General features: G+C 60.4%; 16 protein-coding genes. 10 read left to right on the top strand and 6 right to left on the bottom strand.

Going from position 1 to position 13,045, the window contains the following annotated elements; all coding sequences use genetic code 11:
- Positions 1-99: 99 nt before the first annotated feature.
- Both HLH35_RS18845 and HLH35_RS20350 read left to right on the top strand, forming a co-directional pair.
- Entirely contained in the window at positions 100-891 is a 792-nt protein-coding gene (locus HLH35_RS18845; RefSeq protein WP_182980606.1) for an NAD(P)H-dependent oxidoreductase, read from the top strand.
- A 104-nt stretch (positions 892-995) separates the two neighbouring features.
- Entirely contained in the window at positions 996-1,169 is a 174-nt protein-coding gene (locus HLH35_RS20350; RefSeq protein ID WP_338029399.1) for a LysR family transcriptional regulator, read from the top strand.
- On the opposite strand, the gene HLH35_RS18840 is transcribed toward HLH35_RS20350, so the two are convergent.
- Entirely contained in the window at positions 1,110-1,598 is a 489-nt protein-coding gene (locus HLH35_RS18840; RefSeq protein WP_246385232.1) for an AbrB family transcriptional regulator, read from the bottom strand. The two genes, HLH35_RS20350 and HLH35_RS18840, sit on opposite strands and share 60 nt — an antisense overlap.
- Positions 1,599-1,643: 45 nt before the next feature.
- Between HLH35_RS18840 and HLH35_RS18835 the strand changes: the two genes are divergently transcribed.
- Together HLH35_RS18835 and HLH35_RS18830 are read left to right on the top strand one after the other, a co-directional pair.
- A complete protein-coding gene (locus HLH35_RS18835; RefSeq protein ID WP_182980605.1) occupies positions 1,644-1,793 on the top strand; it encodes a hypothetical protein in 150 nt (49 codons plus the stop codon).
- Positions 1,794-1,835: 42 nt separating this feature from the next.
- Complete coding sequence (locus HLH35_RS18830) at positions 1,836-2,429, top strand: hypothetical protein (protein ID WP_246385231.1); 594 nt, start codon at positions 1,836-1,838, stop codon at positions 2,427-2,429.
- A 269-nt stretch (positions 2,430-2,698) separates the two neighbouring features.
- Here the strand turns inward: HLH35_RS18830 and HLH35_RS18825 are convergent, their stop codons facing one another.
- Both HLH35_RS18825 and mgrA read right to left on the bottom strand, forming a co-directional pair.
- Positions 2,699-4,186, bottom strand: a complete 1,488-nt coding sequence (locus tag HLH35_RS18825) for a cytochrome-c peroxidase (RefSeq protein WP_182980622.1) — start codon at positions 4,184-4,186, stop codon at positions 2,699-2,701.
- A 210-nt stretch (positions 4,187-4,396) separates the two neighbouring features.
- Positions 4,397-5,419 carry an L-glyceraldehyde 3-phosphate reductase gene (gene mgrA / locus HLH35_RS18820; protein WP_182980604.1) on the bottom strand — a complete coding sequence of 341 codons (1,023 nt, stop codon included), beginning with the start codon at positions 5,417-5,419 and terminating at the stop codon, positions 4,397-4,399.
- A gap of 205 nt (positions 5,420-5,624) precedes the next feature.
- On the opposite strand from mgrA, the gene HLH35_RS18815 reads away from it, so the two are divergent.
- Positions 5,625-6,230, top strand: coding sequence for a LysR substrate-binding domain-containing protein (locus tag HLH35_RS18815; RefSeq protein WP_182980621.1), 606 nt, complete (start codon positions 5,625-5,627; stop codon positions 6,228-6,230).
- A 125-nt stretch (positions 6,231-6,355) separates the two neighbouring features.
- Here the strand turns inward: HLH35_RS18815 and HLH35_RS18810 are convergent, their stop codons facing one another.
- The gene (locus tag HLH35_RS18810) at positions 6,356-6,724 is read right to left on the bottom strand and encodes a winged helix-turn-helix transcriptional regulator (RefSeq protein ID WP_220790780.1); all 369 of its coding nucleotides are present in this window, start codon (positions 6,722-6,724) and stop codon (positions 6,356-6,358) included.
- A 100-nt stretch (positions 6,725-6,824) separates the two neighbouring features.
- Here HLH35_RS18810 and HLH35_RS18805 point away from each other — a divergent pair, with 100 nt between their 5' ends.
- Both HLH35_RS18805 and HLH35_RS18800 read left to right on the top strand, forming a co-directional pair.
- Entirely contained in the window at positions 6,825-7,844 is a 1,020-nt protein-coding gene (locus HLH35_RS18805; protein WP_182980602.1) for a zinc-binding alcohol dehydrogenase family protein, read from the top strand.
- Between the two features lie 71 nt (positions 7,845-7,915).
- The gene (locus HLH35_RS18800) at positions 7,916-8,185 is read left to right on the top strand and encodes a nuclear transport factor 2 family protein (protein ID WP_275944263.1); all 270 of its coding nucleotides are present in this window, start codon (positions 7,916-7,918) and stop codon (positions 8,183-8,185) included.
- 42 nt (positions 8,186-8,227) lie between these two features.
- Here the strand turns inward: HLH35_RS18800 and HLH35_RS18795 are convergent, their stop codons facing one another.
- Positions 8,228-8,929 carry a glutathione S-transferase gene (locus HLH35_RS18795; protein WP_246385230.1) on the bottom strand — a complete coding sequence of 234 codons (702 nt, stop codon included), beginning with the start codon at positions 8,927-8,929 and terminating at the stop codon, positions 8,228-8,230.
- Positions 8,930-9,018: 89 nt separating this feature from the next.
- Between HLH35_RS18795 and HLH35_RS18790 the strand changes: the two genes are divergently transcribed.
- Positions 9,019-9,588, top strand: coding sequence for a TetR/AcrR family transcriptional regulator (locus HLH35_RS18790; protein ID WP_220790779.1), 570 nt, complete (start codon positions 9,019-9,021; stop codon positions 9,586-9,588).
- 203 nt (positions 9,589-9,791) lie between these two features.
- On the opposite strand, the gene HLH35_RS18785 is transcribed toward HLH35_RS18790, so the two are convergent.
- Positions 9,792-10,373 (bottom strand): TetR/AcrR family transcriptional regulator, encoded by a 582-nt coding sequence (locus HLH35_RS18785; protein ID WP_182980600.1) that lies wholly within the window; start codon positions 10,371-10,373, stop codon positions 9,792-9,794.
- Between the two features lie 255 nt (positions 10,374-10,628).
- Here HLH35_RS18785 and HLH35_RS18780 point away from each other — a divergent pair, with 255 nt between their 5' ends.
- Together HLH35_RS18780 and HLH35_RS18775 are read left to right on the top strand one after the other, a co-directional pair.
- Complete coding sequence (locus HLH35_RS18780) at positions 10,629-11,786, top strand: alpha/beta fold hydrolase (protein WP_182980599.1); 1,158 nt, start codon at positions 10,629-10,631, stop codon at positions 11,784-11,786.
- 261 nt (positions 11,787-12,047) lie between these two features.
- Positions 12,048-12,806: a YbaY family lipoprotein gene (locus tag HLH35_RS18775; RefSeq protein ID WP_182980598.1), complete on the top strand. Its 759-nt coding sequence runs from the start codon at positions 12,048-12,050 to the stop codon at positions 12,804-12,806.
- The last annotated feature ends 239 nt before the right edge of the window (positions 12,807-13,045 follow it).

Raw genomic sequence — 13,045 nt, 5'->3', positions numbered from 1 at the left:
CCGGCATTGTCCCTTCCACTCAGGCCATATGGGAAGAGAATAGCCTATCGTCTATCCTCGGAAAGTCGCCAATTCTTTCCACCTGCATGAGGAAGCACCATGAATGTCCTGATCGTCTTCGCCCATCCGGAAAGACACTCGCTCAACGGCGCCCTTCTCGATGTCGCCGTCGCCGAACTGACGGCCCAGGGACACGACGTGCAGGTGTCGGACCTTTATGCCATGCACTGGAAGGCCGCGGTTGACAGAAACGATTTTCCTGCCCTGTCGTCCGACGGACCGCTGAAGGTCTGGAAAGCGTCCAATGACGGGTTCGCGGCGGATGCGCTGACACCGGATGTGAAGGCGGAACAGGAGAAACTGCTGTGGGCCGATACGGTCATTCTGCAGTTCCCGTTATGGTGGTTCGCCATGCCGGCCATTCTCAAGGGCTGGGTGGATCGCGTCTATGCCTCCGGCTTCGCCTATGGGGTGGGCGAACACAGCGACCAGCGCTGGGGCGACCGGTATGGCGAGGGGGTCATGGCCGGCAAGCGTGCGATGCTGATGGTTACCGCCGGAGGGTGGCCCGAACATTATTCGGACCGCGGAATCAACGGCCCGATCGACGATCTGCTGTTCCCGATCAATCACGGGATCCTTTTCTATCCCGGTTTCACCGTCCTGCCCCCGTTTGTGGCCTATCGTGTCGATCGGATGGAGGAGCCGAAATTCACGATTCTCGCGGAGCAATTGCGCGAGCGTATGAAGACCCTGGAGACGATCGCACCAATTCCTTACCGCAAGCAGAATTACGGCGACTACCAGATCCCGACCATGGAACTGCTGCCCGGACTGGCACCGCCGGGAGCGCGCGGCTTCGCGGTGCATCTCGCCCCCGAGCGCGATTGACGTCTCGCCGTGATGAGGAGGGGGGCGCCCGCCTCCGCCACTGTGCGCTACAGGCGGCCACAAGCCGGACGCTGATTAGGGAGCGGCATTACTCATAGCCAACGATGGCCGGACTCATGTATCTGACCGAACTCCGCTACCTGCTGGCGATTATCGAAGCCGGAAGTTTCGGTCGGGCCGCCCGGTCGTTGCATCTCTTGGTGTCGACACTCACCCCATCACTCAAGGTCGATAGAGGGGCCATCCATCAGCGTCATCACCGTCGCCGCGCCCGGTGACGAACCCCAGATCGCGGTATTACCGGGCAGCAGGCGCGACCGCGTGAGCAGCCAGCCCAGAAGGGCCGCTGCCGACAGGGTGGAAAACGTGCCGGCGAAAAAGATGGGCCAGCCGGCCGCCATTTCATGAAAGATCGAGGCGGAAAGATGGCCGGCGATCATCACGCCGACGATACCCTGCGCACAGAGAAAGGCCGTTCGGGGAATGCGGACCGCCTTCCCTCGCGCGGCGAGCCCGACCGCCGCCACCAGCGACCCAAGCAACGGCGCAGCGGGCAGACGAGCGGTCGCAAGCAGGGCAGCAAATGCCAGCGAAAGAAGTGCCAATACGCCCCAACGCACGGCCGGGCGCCACGCAGAAGCGTTCAGCCTCCGACACGGCTCAGCGGCCAAGCGCGATTGCGTCGGAATCCGGGTGAATCCGGGCAAGGGGCGCTTCGTGAATATCGCTGACGCTACGGCACTCCAGCGGCAATGGATCAGGTCTTTCCCGCCACCTGGCTGAAGGTGCTGGCCGCCGCCACGCCCCATGACCTGACTGTGACCGAGGGGCAGGCCATGATCGGGAACGGTTTGGGGTATTTTGGTTCCAATGGACTGGCTGTGGTCAATCCAGCCCCGTGAGCGCATGCATCGAACGCAAAACAACCGAGGAACCTGATCCGTATGGCGATACCGTCCGTGACGTCCCCCGAGATCTTCCAGCATGTCCGCATTATCATGGGCATGGTCCTTGGGTTAAGCATGACGCGCCTGCTCAACGGACTGGTGCGGATCATCCAGCACCCCGGGCAGACACGGATCTACCCGGTGCATATCGGCTGGGTGCTGACCTTGCTCCTGACATTGGTGCATTTCTGGTGGTGGGAGTTCTGGCTGATCGGACTGCCGACCTGGACATTCCAAGTCTATCTGTTCCTGATCCTCTATGCGATCAGTCTATTCTTCCTGAGCGCCTTCCTGCTTCCGGATTCGATCAGCGATTATACCGGGTACGAGGATTTCTTCATCTCGCGACGCAAATGGTTCTTTGGTTTCTTCGGGCTGACTATTATATTCGATCTGATCGACACACTGATCAAGGGGCACGCACATCTCGCGATGTTCGGTGGCGAATACTGGTTTCGGGTTCCGCTCTATTTGGTGCTATGCGGCACCGCTATTTATTCTGCAAATCGTCTGTTCCATAAGGCATTCGTCACGTTTGCCCTGCTTTATGAAGTCACCTACATCGTGCGCTTTTTCGATACATTGAACTGAAACGCCAGTCCCATCTGGTGCTCGTTGTCGTCGGCCTGATCTACGAAACATCCCGGATCCTCCAACTGTTCAGTACGCGGCCCGTCTGCCGGTCATGATCGTAGAGATCCCGCAGGATGAAACCTTCCACGACGGCGAACGCCTCGTCGCTCAAAGGGATAACGGGGCTAGCGAAAATATTCCTGTCCTCGTTACCCGGAACGCCCCATACGGCAAGCCGGATCCCGTCCATGGCATCGGGCCAACAGCCCACCTCGGAAAGGATCAGGTCACTGGCCGGCGGCGCGCAGCGGCGGCTCCACCGGCACATCCTTGAGGTTCATCCCCTGATACTTTCCCGTCAGGGTTTTGAGGAAAGCCGCGATGTCGGCCACATCCTGATCCCCGATATGACTGTCCGGTGTCTGGTAGCGCGCCATGACCCGGATCGCCTGCTCCAGGGTCTTGGCACTGCCGTCATGGAAGTATGGCGCGGTCAGCTCGACATTCCGCAGGTTCGGTACCTTGAAGCGCTGCAGATCAGCCTTCGATTGAGTGACCGCGAAGCGGCCCAGGTCGACCGGCGTCATCGGTTTGTCGCGATCCTGGAAATAGGGTCCTTCAAGCCCCAGGATTTCGAACGCATCGCCGCCAACGGCGACGCCACTATGACAACCCGAGCAGCCAATTTGCTTGAAACGTTCATAGCCGCGCCGTTCCTGCGCGGTCAGGGCCTGTATGTCGCCCTTCAGGTACAGATCGAAGCGGCCGTTCGGTGTGATCAGGGTCTTTTCATATTCCGCGATCGCGTTGGTGACGGTTTTCTCGGTCACCGAATTGGGTCCGTACACGCTTTCGAAAGCCGTCGCATATTCCGGAACCGCGGCGATGGCAGCAGCGACGCTCGCCCAATCATGTGATCCCATTTCGACGGGGTTGGTCACGGGGCCGGCGGCCTGGGCCGCCAGATCGGCGGCGCGGCCGTTCCAGAACTGCGCCAGATTGAAGACCGCATTATAGACCGTCGGAGTATTGATCGGCCCCTTCTGGCCATTGATCCCGGTGGCGGTCACCATACGATCGACCCCGCCTTCGTTCAGGCCATGGCAGCTGGCACAGTTCAGTTGACCATTGCCCGACAGGCGCTTGTCAAAGAACAGCGTGCGTCCCAGCTCGGCCTTCTGCCAATCGACCGGCACGCTTTCGGGAATGGGCTGAATGACTTCGCCGGCGAATTGCGGGGCAACCCCCGGAGTGGCGTAGTAGCGGCGTCGCTGATCCTGGATCCAGGCCAGGATGTCCTGCCGCTGGCGCGCGCCAAGATACGCGTGCCAATGAAGGGTCAGATAGGCCCACGGCGGCATCCGGTTCTGCGCGATCACCTCCTCGATCCGCGAGAGCTGCTCGACGGAGGGCGGCTTGCCGGCCTGGAACGCCGCAATGATCGGCTGGAACTGGAAGTGACGCTGACCCTGGGTCAGGTCGCGGGCCATGATCTGATTGGCGAGCGGCAGCTTGAAGTAGAAAGGCAGATTGGTGCCCGCTACATGGCAGTAGTCACAACGTGCTTCCTGAAATGCCGCAAAGGCCTTCATGGACACGGGGTCGTGCAATGACGGACTCCCTGCGGGAATCTGCGGTGCGCCCGCATGATCGAAATGTGCGAGATAGGCGACCGCGCCGCCGTAGGCGACGACACCCAACGCCACGACACCGGCAAACGCCGTCTTGACTCGACTCAGCGGCACCGCTCTACCCCCCAGAGAAAAACGTGACATCATAACCCAGCCCATCGTGTAACGGGCGAAGAAAAAATCGGTCGTTGGGTCAGCATTGCGGTCGGGACACACGACGTCGATGTCTTCGACCGCAGGTTTCGTCGTCGCGCAGGTACCACAACAGATCTCATCCGTCTCAGAGTCCGATCCAGTGCGTTCGATGGCACAGGCGCGCAACAGGACCGCCCCTTCCGCCAGGCACCATCGACTTCAGTCGGACAAACCGCGCCACAGGTCGATACTGCCTTCATGGGCGTGCCGGTCGATGTGCTCCAGTTCCTTGGAACTGAAAGTCAGGTTTTTCAGTGCATCAAGCGAGTCGTCGAGCTGTTTCGTGTTCCGGGCACCGATGAGCGCGGACGTCACGCGGGGATCGCGCAGGACCCAGGCGATTGCCATCTGGGCCAGGGACTGGCCGCGCTCGCGCGCGATGTCATTCAGCGCGCGGACATGGCTCAGGTTCTCCTCGCTCAGCATATCGCGGCTGAAGGACGTACCCGCGGCAGCCCGAGAGGCGTCGGGAACGCCGTCCAGATATTTTCCGGTCAGCAACCCCTGGGCCAGTGGAGAAAAGGCGATACAGCCGGTACCCAACTCTTCCAGCGTGTCCAGAAGCTCGGTCTCGATCCAGCGGTTCAACAGCGAGTAGGATGGCTGATGGATCAGCAGCGGCACACCCGCGTCCTGTAGAATGCGCGCAACCTGCCGCGTTCTCTCCGGCCCGTAGGACGAAATGCCGACATAGAGCGCCTTGCCCTGACGGTGCATCTGAATCAGCGCGCCCATCGTTTCTTCCAGCGGCACGTCCGGCGTCGGACGATGCGAATAGAAGATGTCGACGTAATCAAGCCCCATGCGCTTGAGGCTCTGATCCAGCGACGCCAGGATGTATTTGCGCGACCCGCCCTTGCCGTAAGGGCCGGGCCACATGTCCCAGCCGGCCTTGGACGAAATGATCATCTCGTCACGGTGGCTCCGGAAATCCTTTTCCAGGATCAGGCCGAAATTCTCCTCCGCCGAACCGAACGGTGGCCCGTAATTATTGGCCAGATCGAAATGTGTGACCCCCCGGTCGAACGCGCGCCGGATCACCGCCCGACCGGTCTCGAACACGTCCTGGCCGCCGAAATTGTGCCACATGCCGAGCGAGATCGGCGGCAGGTCTAGGCCCGAGCGGCCGCAGCGGCGAAAGGAAGCGCCGTCATATCGTTCCGGGGACGGAGTCCATGTCATGATCGAAAATTCCCTTGGAGAACAAAGCATCTATTGCGCGGTAACCGGCACGTCCGAACAGGCATCTCTGACCACCGGTCGCGCCCGGAATGACAATGATCGTAGAAATAGGCGCTTTCGCCAGCCACCAGAAGGGCGATATGATGATTCCTATTCAATGGATCGTTGAAGAAAGATCATTTCGTGAGCCGTTTCGCCCGCGCGGCTGAATGTACCGAGAGACGCGGCCCGCCTGCTCCTTGCGCCGATCTGGGAAGATTTCTTCGCACGGTTTCCATTGATCCATCTTGATATCGCCGTCGAAGACCGACTCGTCGATATCGTGGAAGAAGGGTTCGATGCCGGCATCCGGTTCATGGAACGCGTGCCGAAGGACATGATCGCGGTGCCGTTGACGGAACCGCTGCGTTGGGTAATCGCGGCCTCGCCCGGCTATCTGGAGCGGCATGGACGCCCCGTGAAGCCCCAGGACCTGCATGATCATCGCTGCATCCAGATGAGGATCAGCGATCATTCGACCTATCCGTGGGAACTCGGCAACGGCAATTCCATGCTCCGGATCGAGGGACCCGGTCCCCTGCGGGTCAACGACACCGACACCGCCGTCGATGCCGCAAAACGGGGGATCGGGCTGGTCTATTGCCTCGAACGGTGCATTGAGACGGAACTCGGCGCCGGCGCTCTGGAAATCGTCCTGCCGGAGTGGACATCCATGGGGGCGCCATACGCCATCTATTATTCCAGCCGCCGGCATCTCCCGCCCGGCCTGCGCGAACTCACGCGCGTTATTCGCGAAACCCAGAAATTATGATCCGCTATCAGCTCCTGCCGATCGCCGCGTCACACGGCCTCCTGGCCGGCCTATAGCGCCCGGAGACAGTCCGAGGATGGTCCGTGCCCGGATCAACCGGCTGTGCCACCACATCGCGGGCCGTCTTACTGCGCCGCCTCGGCGACAGCAGTCGATCTTCCGAATGTGGTGTGCCTGTCTCCCCACCGTTTCAGCGCCATGATGACCGGTTCGAGGCTCCGCCCACGCTCAGTCAGGCTGTATTCCACGCGCGGCGGGACCTGCGGATACACGGTCCGCAGCAGGAATCCGTCCCGCTCCAACTCGCGGAGTTGCATCGTCAGCATCCGCTGGGTGACGTTGGGCAGTCGCTTGCGAATGGCGTTGAAGCGCAGGGTTCCCTCCAGCAGGTGATAGAGGATCACGCCCTTCCATTTGCCATCGATAAGCTCAAGCGTGGCCTCGACGGCGCAGCCGGGGCTGCAGTCGAGTGATGTGTGACGGATACGCGGCATGACGGTATCATTTCCGATACTATAGGCTTTATATGTGCGTTCTTGCGCATTGCGATCATAGCGCGCCATCTTCCGCCCGATCAACGATGGAGCGGAAATCATGCGTGCCGTTGGCTATCAGACGCCTCTTCCGATCGATAATCCTGAAGCATTGCAGGATATCGATCTGCCGAAGCCCGTGCCGGTCGGGCGCGACATTCTGGTCGAAATTCGGGCGGTATCCGTCAATCCGGTCGATACCAAGGTCCGGAGAAGTGCCGCGCCGGAGTCGGGGCAGTGGCGCGTGCTGGGTTGGGATGCGGCCGGCGTGGTCACGGCCGTCGGACCCGACGTCTCGAAATTTTCCGTCGGTGACGAGGTCTTCTACGCGGGTGCCTTGCAGCGTGCGGGCACCAATGCGCAATTTCATCTGGTCGACGAACGGATCGTCGGCCGCAAGCCAAGATCGCTGGATTGGGCCGAGGCCGCCGCCCTGCCGCTGACGGCGATCACGGCATGGGAAATGCTGTTCGACCGGCTCGACGTCCGCCGCGCGGTTCCCGGTGCGACGCCCTCCCTGCTGATCGTCGGCGGAGCGGGCGGCGTCGGGTCGATTGCCATCCAGCTTGCACGAGCGCTCACCGACCTGACGGTCATCGCCACAGCGTCACGGCCCGAGACCCGGGAATGGGTCCGTCAACTGGGCGCGCATCATGTAATCGATCACACGCAGTCTCTGGCCGCGCAGGTCATGCACCTGCCGACAGGCGCGCCCGGCTTCGTCTTCTCGACGACCCAGACCGACCGGCATTTTGAAGACATCGTCGCCCTGCTGGCACCACAGGGACGCTTCGGCCTGATCGATGATCCGACAGAACTCAGCGCCCTGCCGCTGAAGCGCAAGAGCCTGTCCCTGCACTGGGAACTGATGTTCACGCGTCCCCTGTTCGAGACAGCCGACATGTCGGCCCAGGGCATGCTCCTCGATGAGGTCGCCGCACTTATCGACGCGGGTCGGGTCCGTACGACGCTGGCAGAGCATTACGGCCTCATCAATGCCGAAAATCTACGCCGTGCCCACGCGGTCATCGAAAGCGGACGCGCAAAGGGCAAGATCGTGCTGGAAGGCTTCTGCAACTGAAGCGGAGGGACGGTCATGACAGAAACGTCGATGGACATCGTACGTCGCTGGTATGAAACCGGCGCCCCCCCCTGCTTGCCGACGATATCGATTGGCAGATGCTGAAGAGCTTCCCGGCTGGAGGCCGCTACAAGGGGCGGTCGACCATCAGTGACCGCTTCTTTCCAGCGGTGAAGGCGCATTTTTCGGAATACGTCACCCTGCCGGAAACCGTCCTGGCGGAAGGAGCGAACGCGGCGACATTCGGCGTCTATCGCGTGCGTTCGGCAGCCGGCAAGGCCGGCGACATCTCCTTCGCCCATTTCTGGACAGTCCGGGACGGCAGGATCACCGCTAGGTAAGCATGCTTCATCGCGGACTTTTTCCTCTTCCATGCACGCAATTCAGTGAATCGGCGGAACAATCGCCAGTTGCTCCCGAACGCTCGGACGCTCTTGCATCCTCGCGAACCAGGCTAAAAGCGCCTCGCACTCCTGCGGGATCGGCAATTCTACGATTGCTGCGAATATAAAACCTCCGATAACCGCGATATCCGCCATCGAAAACGCCTCACCGGCAATGAAGTTCTGTTTTCTCAGGACCGAATCAAAGTAATGCATTCCGCGCAGAGCCTTATCACGCTGTCGGAGTCCCCATTCCCGGTTCTGGTAGAGTTCCACATCAGGACCAAGACCGGGTGTGGCATGATGAAAATAGACGCTGATGGCGTCCAACATCTCGATCTCGGCTTGTTTTGTCATCATGTGAATCACGCCTTTTTCGTATGCCGTTCGACCGGTCAGCGTCGGTTCCCCCTCAAGCGCATCGAGATAGACCGTGATCGCCGTACACTCGGCAAGGAAGGTTCCATCCTCGACTTCGAGAACCGGCAATGTTCCGGAATAATTCTTGGCGAGAAAGTCGGCTTTCTTGTGTTCGCCCTTCCAGAGATTGACCGGCACAAACTCGACCCGGGATTGTATCTTCTTTTCGGCCAGCGCAATCCGAACACGTGCTGGATAGGGCCCTGTAGGCCAATCGTAGATTTTCATCGGAGTAGCCTTGTTGGCATCGGGAGTGAGGGCGTTCAACACCATATTATCCATCTACCTGCCACATGGTAGATGGATAATATGGTTTAAATTCTGGTCGTCAACGCTTATCTGTCACTTGGTAGGCAGACGATAGCGAGACGATGGGCATCACAGTGAGTTCGAGTTCCAGAGAGACCATTCTGACAGCAGCCAGACGGGCCGCGCAGGCGCATGGCTACAATGGTCTGAATTTCCGCGACCTCGCAGAGGAGGTCGGTATCAAGGCTGCCAGTGTCTATTACTACTTTCCAAGCAAAGCCGATCTGGGGGCCGCGGTCGCGCGACGCTATTGGGAGGATACCAAGGCCGACCTCGATGTCATACGGGTAGAAAACCCAGACCCTCTTATGTCCTTGCGTCGGTATCCTGAGATATTTCGTCGATCACTCGAAAACGGCAATCGCCTGTGTCTATGCAGTTTCATGAGCGCCGAACATGATGACCTGCCCGAGGCTGTCAAACGTGAGGTTCAGATATTTACCGATGTCAACGTGGCGTGGCTTGATACGGTCATATCCGCGATCAATGGTACATCCTTAAGCAGTTCAGGCCGGGCACGTGCGATCTTTGCCGCAATCTCCGGCGCGCAACTCATGGCAAGGAGCCGGTCGGATATCGCACTGTTCGACGAAATTATCGAGAGCTATCGTGAGGCGGGACTTCTGGGATAGAAACTATTACTGCGCATCCAGATCGCGGGTTGAAAATTCTACTCTGTGGATTTTCACTAAACATGGTTTCGAAGTGAGCAGAAAATTCCATTGAGATTTGACGATGGTCGACGCCGCGCGCTGCCCAGTGCGCAGGCAGTGGCGGTCGTGGGAGGTACCTGTGTGTGCACCGGAGTCCACCACGTGAAAACATTGGACCCCGATCATGCCTTGGGGGCGGCCCACCTCTGAACACTAACATCCGCCAGCGCTTCGAATATAGCCGGCGTGCGTTCCAGGCGGGCGATCGTTCGCGCGCCTTCGAGGGCAGCAACCAATGCGGCTGCGGTAGAAGATGCGCGCGCGAGCCCGAAGCCGCACCCCTTGAAATGATCCGCGATCACCTCGGTTGACTCAGCAAATCCATGCGCCACCCGCTTGGTCAGCTCGAAGTCGAGTGCGGCCAGCTCATTCGCCAGATTTTGCATCAGACATCCGTACTGGAAATCAGACGCCACCATTTCGGCTGCGAATGTACTGAAAATCTGACGCGTAAACCCCAAGGCGTCGCCTGTCGTATCGGCCGAGATATTCCGCAGGACGGCAATGCGAGCCTCGACATAATGGTCGATGGCTTCTTCCGCCAGCTGCGTCTTTCCGCGCGGAAAATGAAAATAGAACGACCCCTTGGGCGCGCCGCTTTCCTCAAGGATCTGGGTCAATCCAGTCGCGGTATAGCCTTGGATGCGAAACAGCCTCACGGCCGTGGCAATCGCGCGGGCGCGAGCGTCAGTCTTGCGTGTCATCCCATGAGCTTACCACGCTTCGCTTGACGTATCTATGGTGATCACCATAGTATGGCGATCACCATATTATGGAGCTTGGCGGTGCCCCGCTGCCACCTCAATCCAACGACATCCCGGCGAGCCGTCCTGTCCACAGGCGCCGCTAGCCTGCTTGCGGTTTCACTGCGGCCCGTCCGCGCAAATCCCTTAGGAGCAACTGATTTGACTACATTGTCATATGGCGCAGGTACTCTTCCTAAGGGAGTTCGCTCGCGCATGATCCATGAGGTCAACGGCCTCGATGTCCATATTCTCGAGGCCGGCTTCGAAAGCCCCGGGCGGCCGCTCGCGCTGCTTCTGCACGGTTTCCCAGACCTAGCCTATGGCTGGCGACACTTGATCCCAATCCTGGCTGATGCCGGGTACCATGTCGTGGCGCCCGACCAGCGTGGCTTTGGCCGCACCACGGGTTGGGCGGAGGGTTATGACGCCCAGCTGGGACCCTTCAGCCTGCTGAATATGGCGCGCGACGTCCTCGCGTTGGTTTCCGCATTGGGCCACCGCCGCACTGCGATGCTCGTCGGACACGACCTCGCCTCGCCCGTGGCAGCCTATTGCGCGCTCGCTCGGCCTGACGTGTTTCCCTCACTGGTGCTGATGAGCGCACCGTTCCCCGGCCCACCCGCGCTCCCGTTCGGCACCGCAGGAAGCGAAGCACCGGCAGCCCGACCGAACACCGAAAACCAAAAACTGGCGGCCGCGCTGACGACGCTCGATCCGCCCAGAGAGTATTACCAGCAGTATTTGAGCACGCGGCGCGCGAACGAGGACATGTGGCACCCCCCGCAGGGCCTGCACGCGTTTCTCCGCGCATTCTTCTATGTCAAGAGCGGTGACTGGCCAGGAAACACGCCGCATTCGTTAAAGGTGCGGACCGCCGAAGAATTCGCGAAAATGCCCACCTACTATGTCATGGATCTAGGCAAGACGATGCCCGAAACGGTGGCTCCATTTGCGCCTTCCGTCGCCGAAATCCTGGCCTGCAAATGGCTTACCGAGCCGGAACTTGGGGTTTACACACAGGAGTATGACCGCACCGGGTTTCAAGGCGCTCTGCAGGCTTATCGCGTCCTTTCCGATCCTGAACTAAATGCTGAACTGCGCCTATTCTCGGGAAAAACGATCGATGTTCCGTCGCTCTTCATCGGCGGAAAGAGCGACTGGGGCACCTATGCGGCGCCGGGCACTCTCGATGTCATGAGGACGAAGGCGACGACGAGGATGAGTGGCATTGAGCTTATCGACGGTGCCGGTCACTGGATCCAACAGGAGCGACCACAGCAACTCGGCGCACTCCTGCTCTCCTTCGCCAAGGAGGCAGTCGGGGCAGATCACACTGGCGATTCTGGACTCGGCGACCGTCAGCCTGGATGACGCGATTTTTTCTCGTCCTGCCAGTCACGGCCGGCCAACGCTGCCGGGCATGTCAGGCGAATGGACCCGCAACGGGATTTCCCGGACATAGGCTTCCAGGCAATCCGCGCCCGAGACCTGCCAGTAGAGATCGCGAACCAGCGTATGCAGCAGTTCGGTCAGGGCGATGTGCGGATTGGCCGCGAAGCCGATCTCTTGCTTTACCGAACCGTAACCGCTGGGGATACAAAGACGAAAGCTGCCGACGAAAAAGGAACGAGAATGACCACTCGATTGCCACGCCGAACCACGCTGCTGACTGCCCTGTCCAGCATTGCGCTGTCGGTCATGCCTGCCCATGCGGCGCGCATGAATTTGAGCGGCACGGTCAGCTATCGGGAACGGATCGCCCTGCCCCCTGCCGTCGTCGAGGTTCGTCTGATCGATGCCTCGCTGGCGGACGCACCGTCCACGACGGTCGCCAGCACGACCATCAGGACCGATCGGCAGGTGCCGATCCCCTACCGCCTGCGCTTCGATCGCAAGGCCATCCGGCCGGGCCACCGCTACGCGCTCCAGGCAACGATCTCGGTCGCGGGCCGGGTGTGGTTCACCACCACCACGGTCTATCCGGTGCTGGCGGGCGGACGGGACGACACCGATCTGGTCCTCGAACGCGTCCAGGCCCCACCCACCACAGCCGCCCTCCCCGCCGGGGACTGGCGGGCCTTGACGGTCCAGGGCCAGGACATCACGGGCGATCCGCAAGCGACCCTGGAGATCGCCACGGACGGCGCGGTCTCCGGCACCGGCGGCTGCAATCGCATCGCCGGCAAGGTCACCGTGACCGGCGACAGGATCGCATTCGGCCAAATGGCCGTGACGGACATGGCCTGCATGCCGGCGAGCACGATGGAACAGGAACGCCGCTTCCTGAAAGCGCTCGACGCCGCCGTCTCATGGCATGTCGGTCCGCGCGGCGACCGGATGGCGCTTCTGGATGCCACCGGCGAACCGCTGCTCGTTCTGGAACGGATGTAAGCCGTCGGGACGGCGGAACACCCCTCACGCGAATGTGAGAACAGACAAAATTACGCCCTGGTACCTTTCCGTTTGTTTCCTATGTGTTTCCTGCGTGGGGAATTGGGCAACAAAAAACCCGCCTGTGAGGGCGGGTTTTAATGTGTGATATCAATCACTTGAACCATGGTTGCGGGGGCAGGATTTGAACCTGCGGCCTTCAGGTTATGAGCCTGACGAGCTACCGGGCTGCTCCACCC

The organism is Gluconacetobacter asukensis (genome assembly GCF_014174375.1).
GTDB lineage: Bacteria > Pseudomonadota > Alphaproteobacteria > Acetobacterales > Acetobacteraceae > Gluconacetobacter > Gluconacetobacter asukensis.
This window is presented reverse-complemented; position numbering and strand designations above follow the sequence as displayed.

Coding starts and splice junctions, on each gene's coding strand:
- mgrA (WP_182980604.1), bottom strand. CDS start 5,419: ATGACATGGACTCCGTCCCCGGAACGATATGACGGCGCTTCCTTTCGC.
- HLH35_RS18830 (WP_246385231.1), top strand. CDS start 1,836: ATGGCGATACCGTCCGTGACGTCCCCCGAGATCTTCCAGCATGTCCGC.
- HLH35_RS18780 (WP_182980599.1), top strand. CDS start 10,629: ATGATCCATGAGGTCAACGGCCTCGATGTCCATATTCTCGAGGCCGGC.
- HLH35_RS18845 (WP_182980606.1), top strand. CDS start 100: ATGAATGTCCTGATCGTCTTCGCCCATCCGGAAAGACACTCGCTCAAC.
- HLH35_RS18810 (WP_220790780.1), bottom strand. CDS start 6,724: ATGCCGCGTATCCGTCACACATCACTCGACTGCAGCCCCGGCTGCGCC.
- HLH35_RS18785 (WP_182980600.1), bottom strand. CDS start 10,373: ATGACACGCAAGACTGACGCTCGCGCCCGCGCGATTGCCACGGCCGTG.
- HLH35_RS18835 (WP_182980605.1), top strand. CDS start 1,644: ATGGATCAGGTCTTTCCCGCCACCTGGCTGAAGGTGCTGGCCGCCGCC.
- HLH35_RS18790 (WP_220790779.1), top strand. CDS start 9,019: ATGGGCATCACAGTGAGTTCGAGTTCCAGAGAGACCATTCTGACAGCA.
- HLH35_RS18825 (WP_182980622.1), bottom strand. CDS start 4,186: ATGTCACGTTTTTCTCTGGGGGGTAGAGCGGTGCCGCTGAGTCGAGTC.
- HLH35_RS18805 (WP_182980602.1), top strand. CDS start 6,825: ATGCGTGCCGTTGGCTATCAGACGCCTCTTCCGATCGATAATCCTGAA.
- HLH35_RS20350 (WP_338029399.1), top strand. CDS start 996: ATGGCCGGACTCATGTATCTGACCGAACTCCGCTACCTGCTGGCGATT.
- HLH35_RS18775 (WP_182980598.1), top strand. CDS start 12,048: ATGACCACTCGATTGCCACGCCGAACCACGCTGCTGACTGCCCTGTCC.
- HLH35_RS18795 (WP_246385230.1), bottom strand. CDS start 8,929: ATGGATAATATGGTGTTGAACGCCCTCACTCCCGATGCCAACAAGGCT.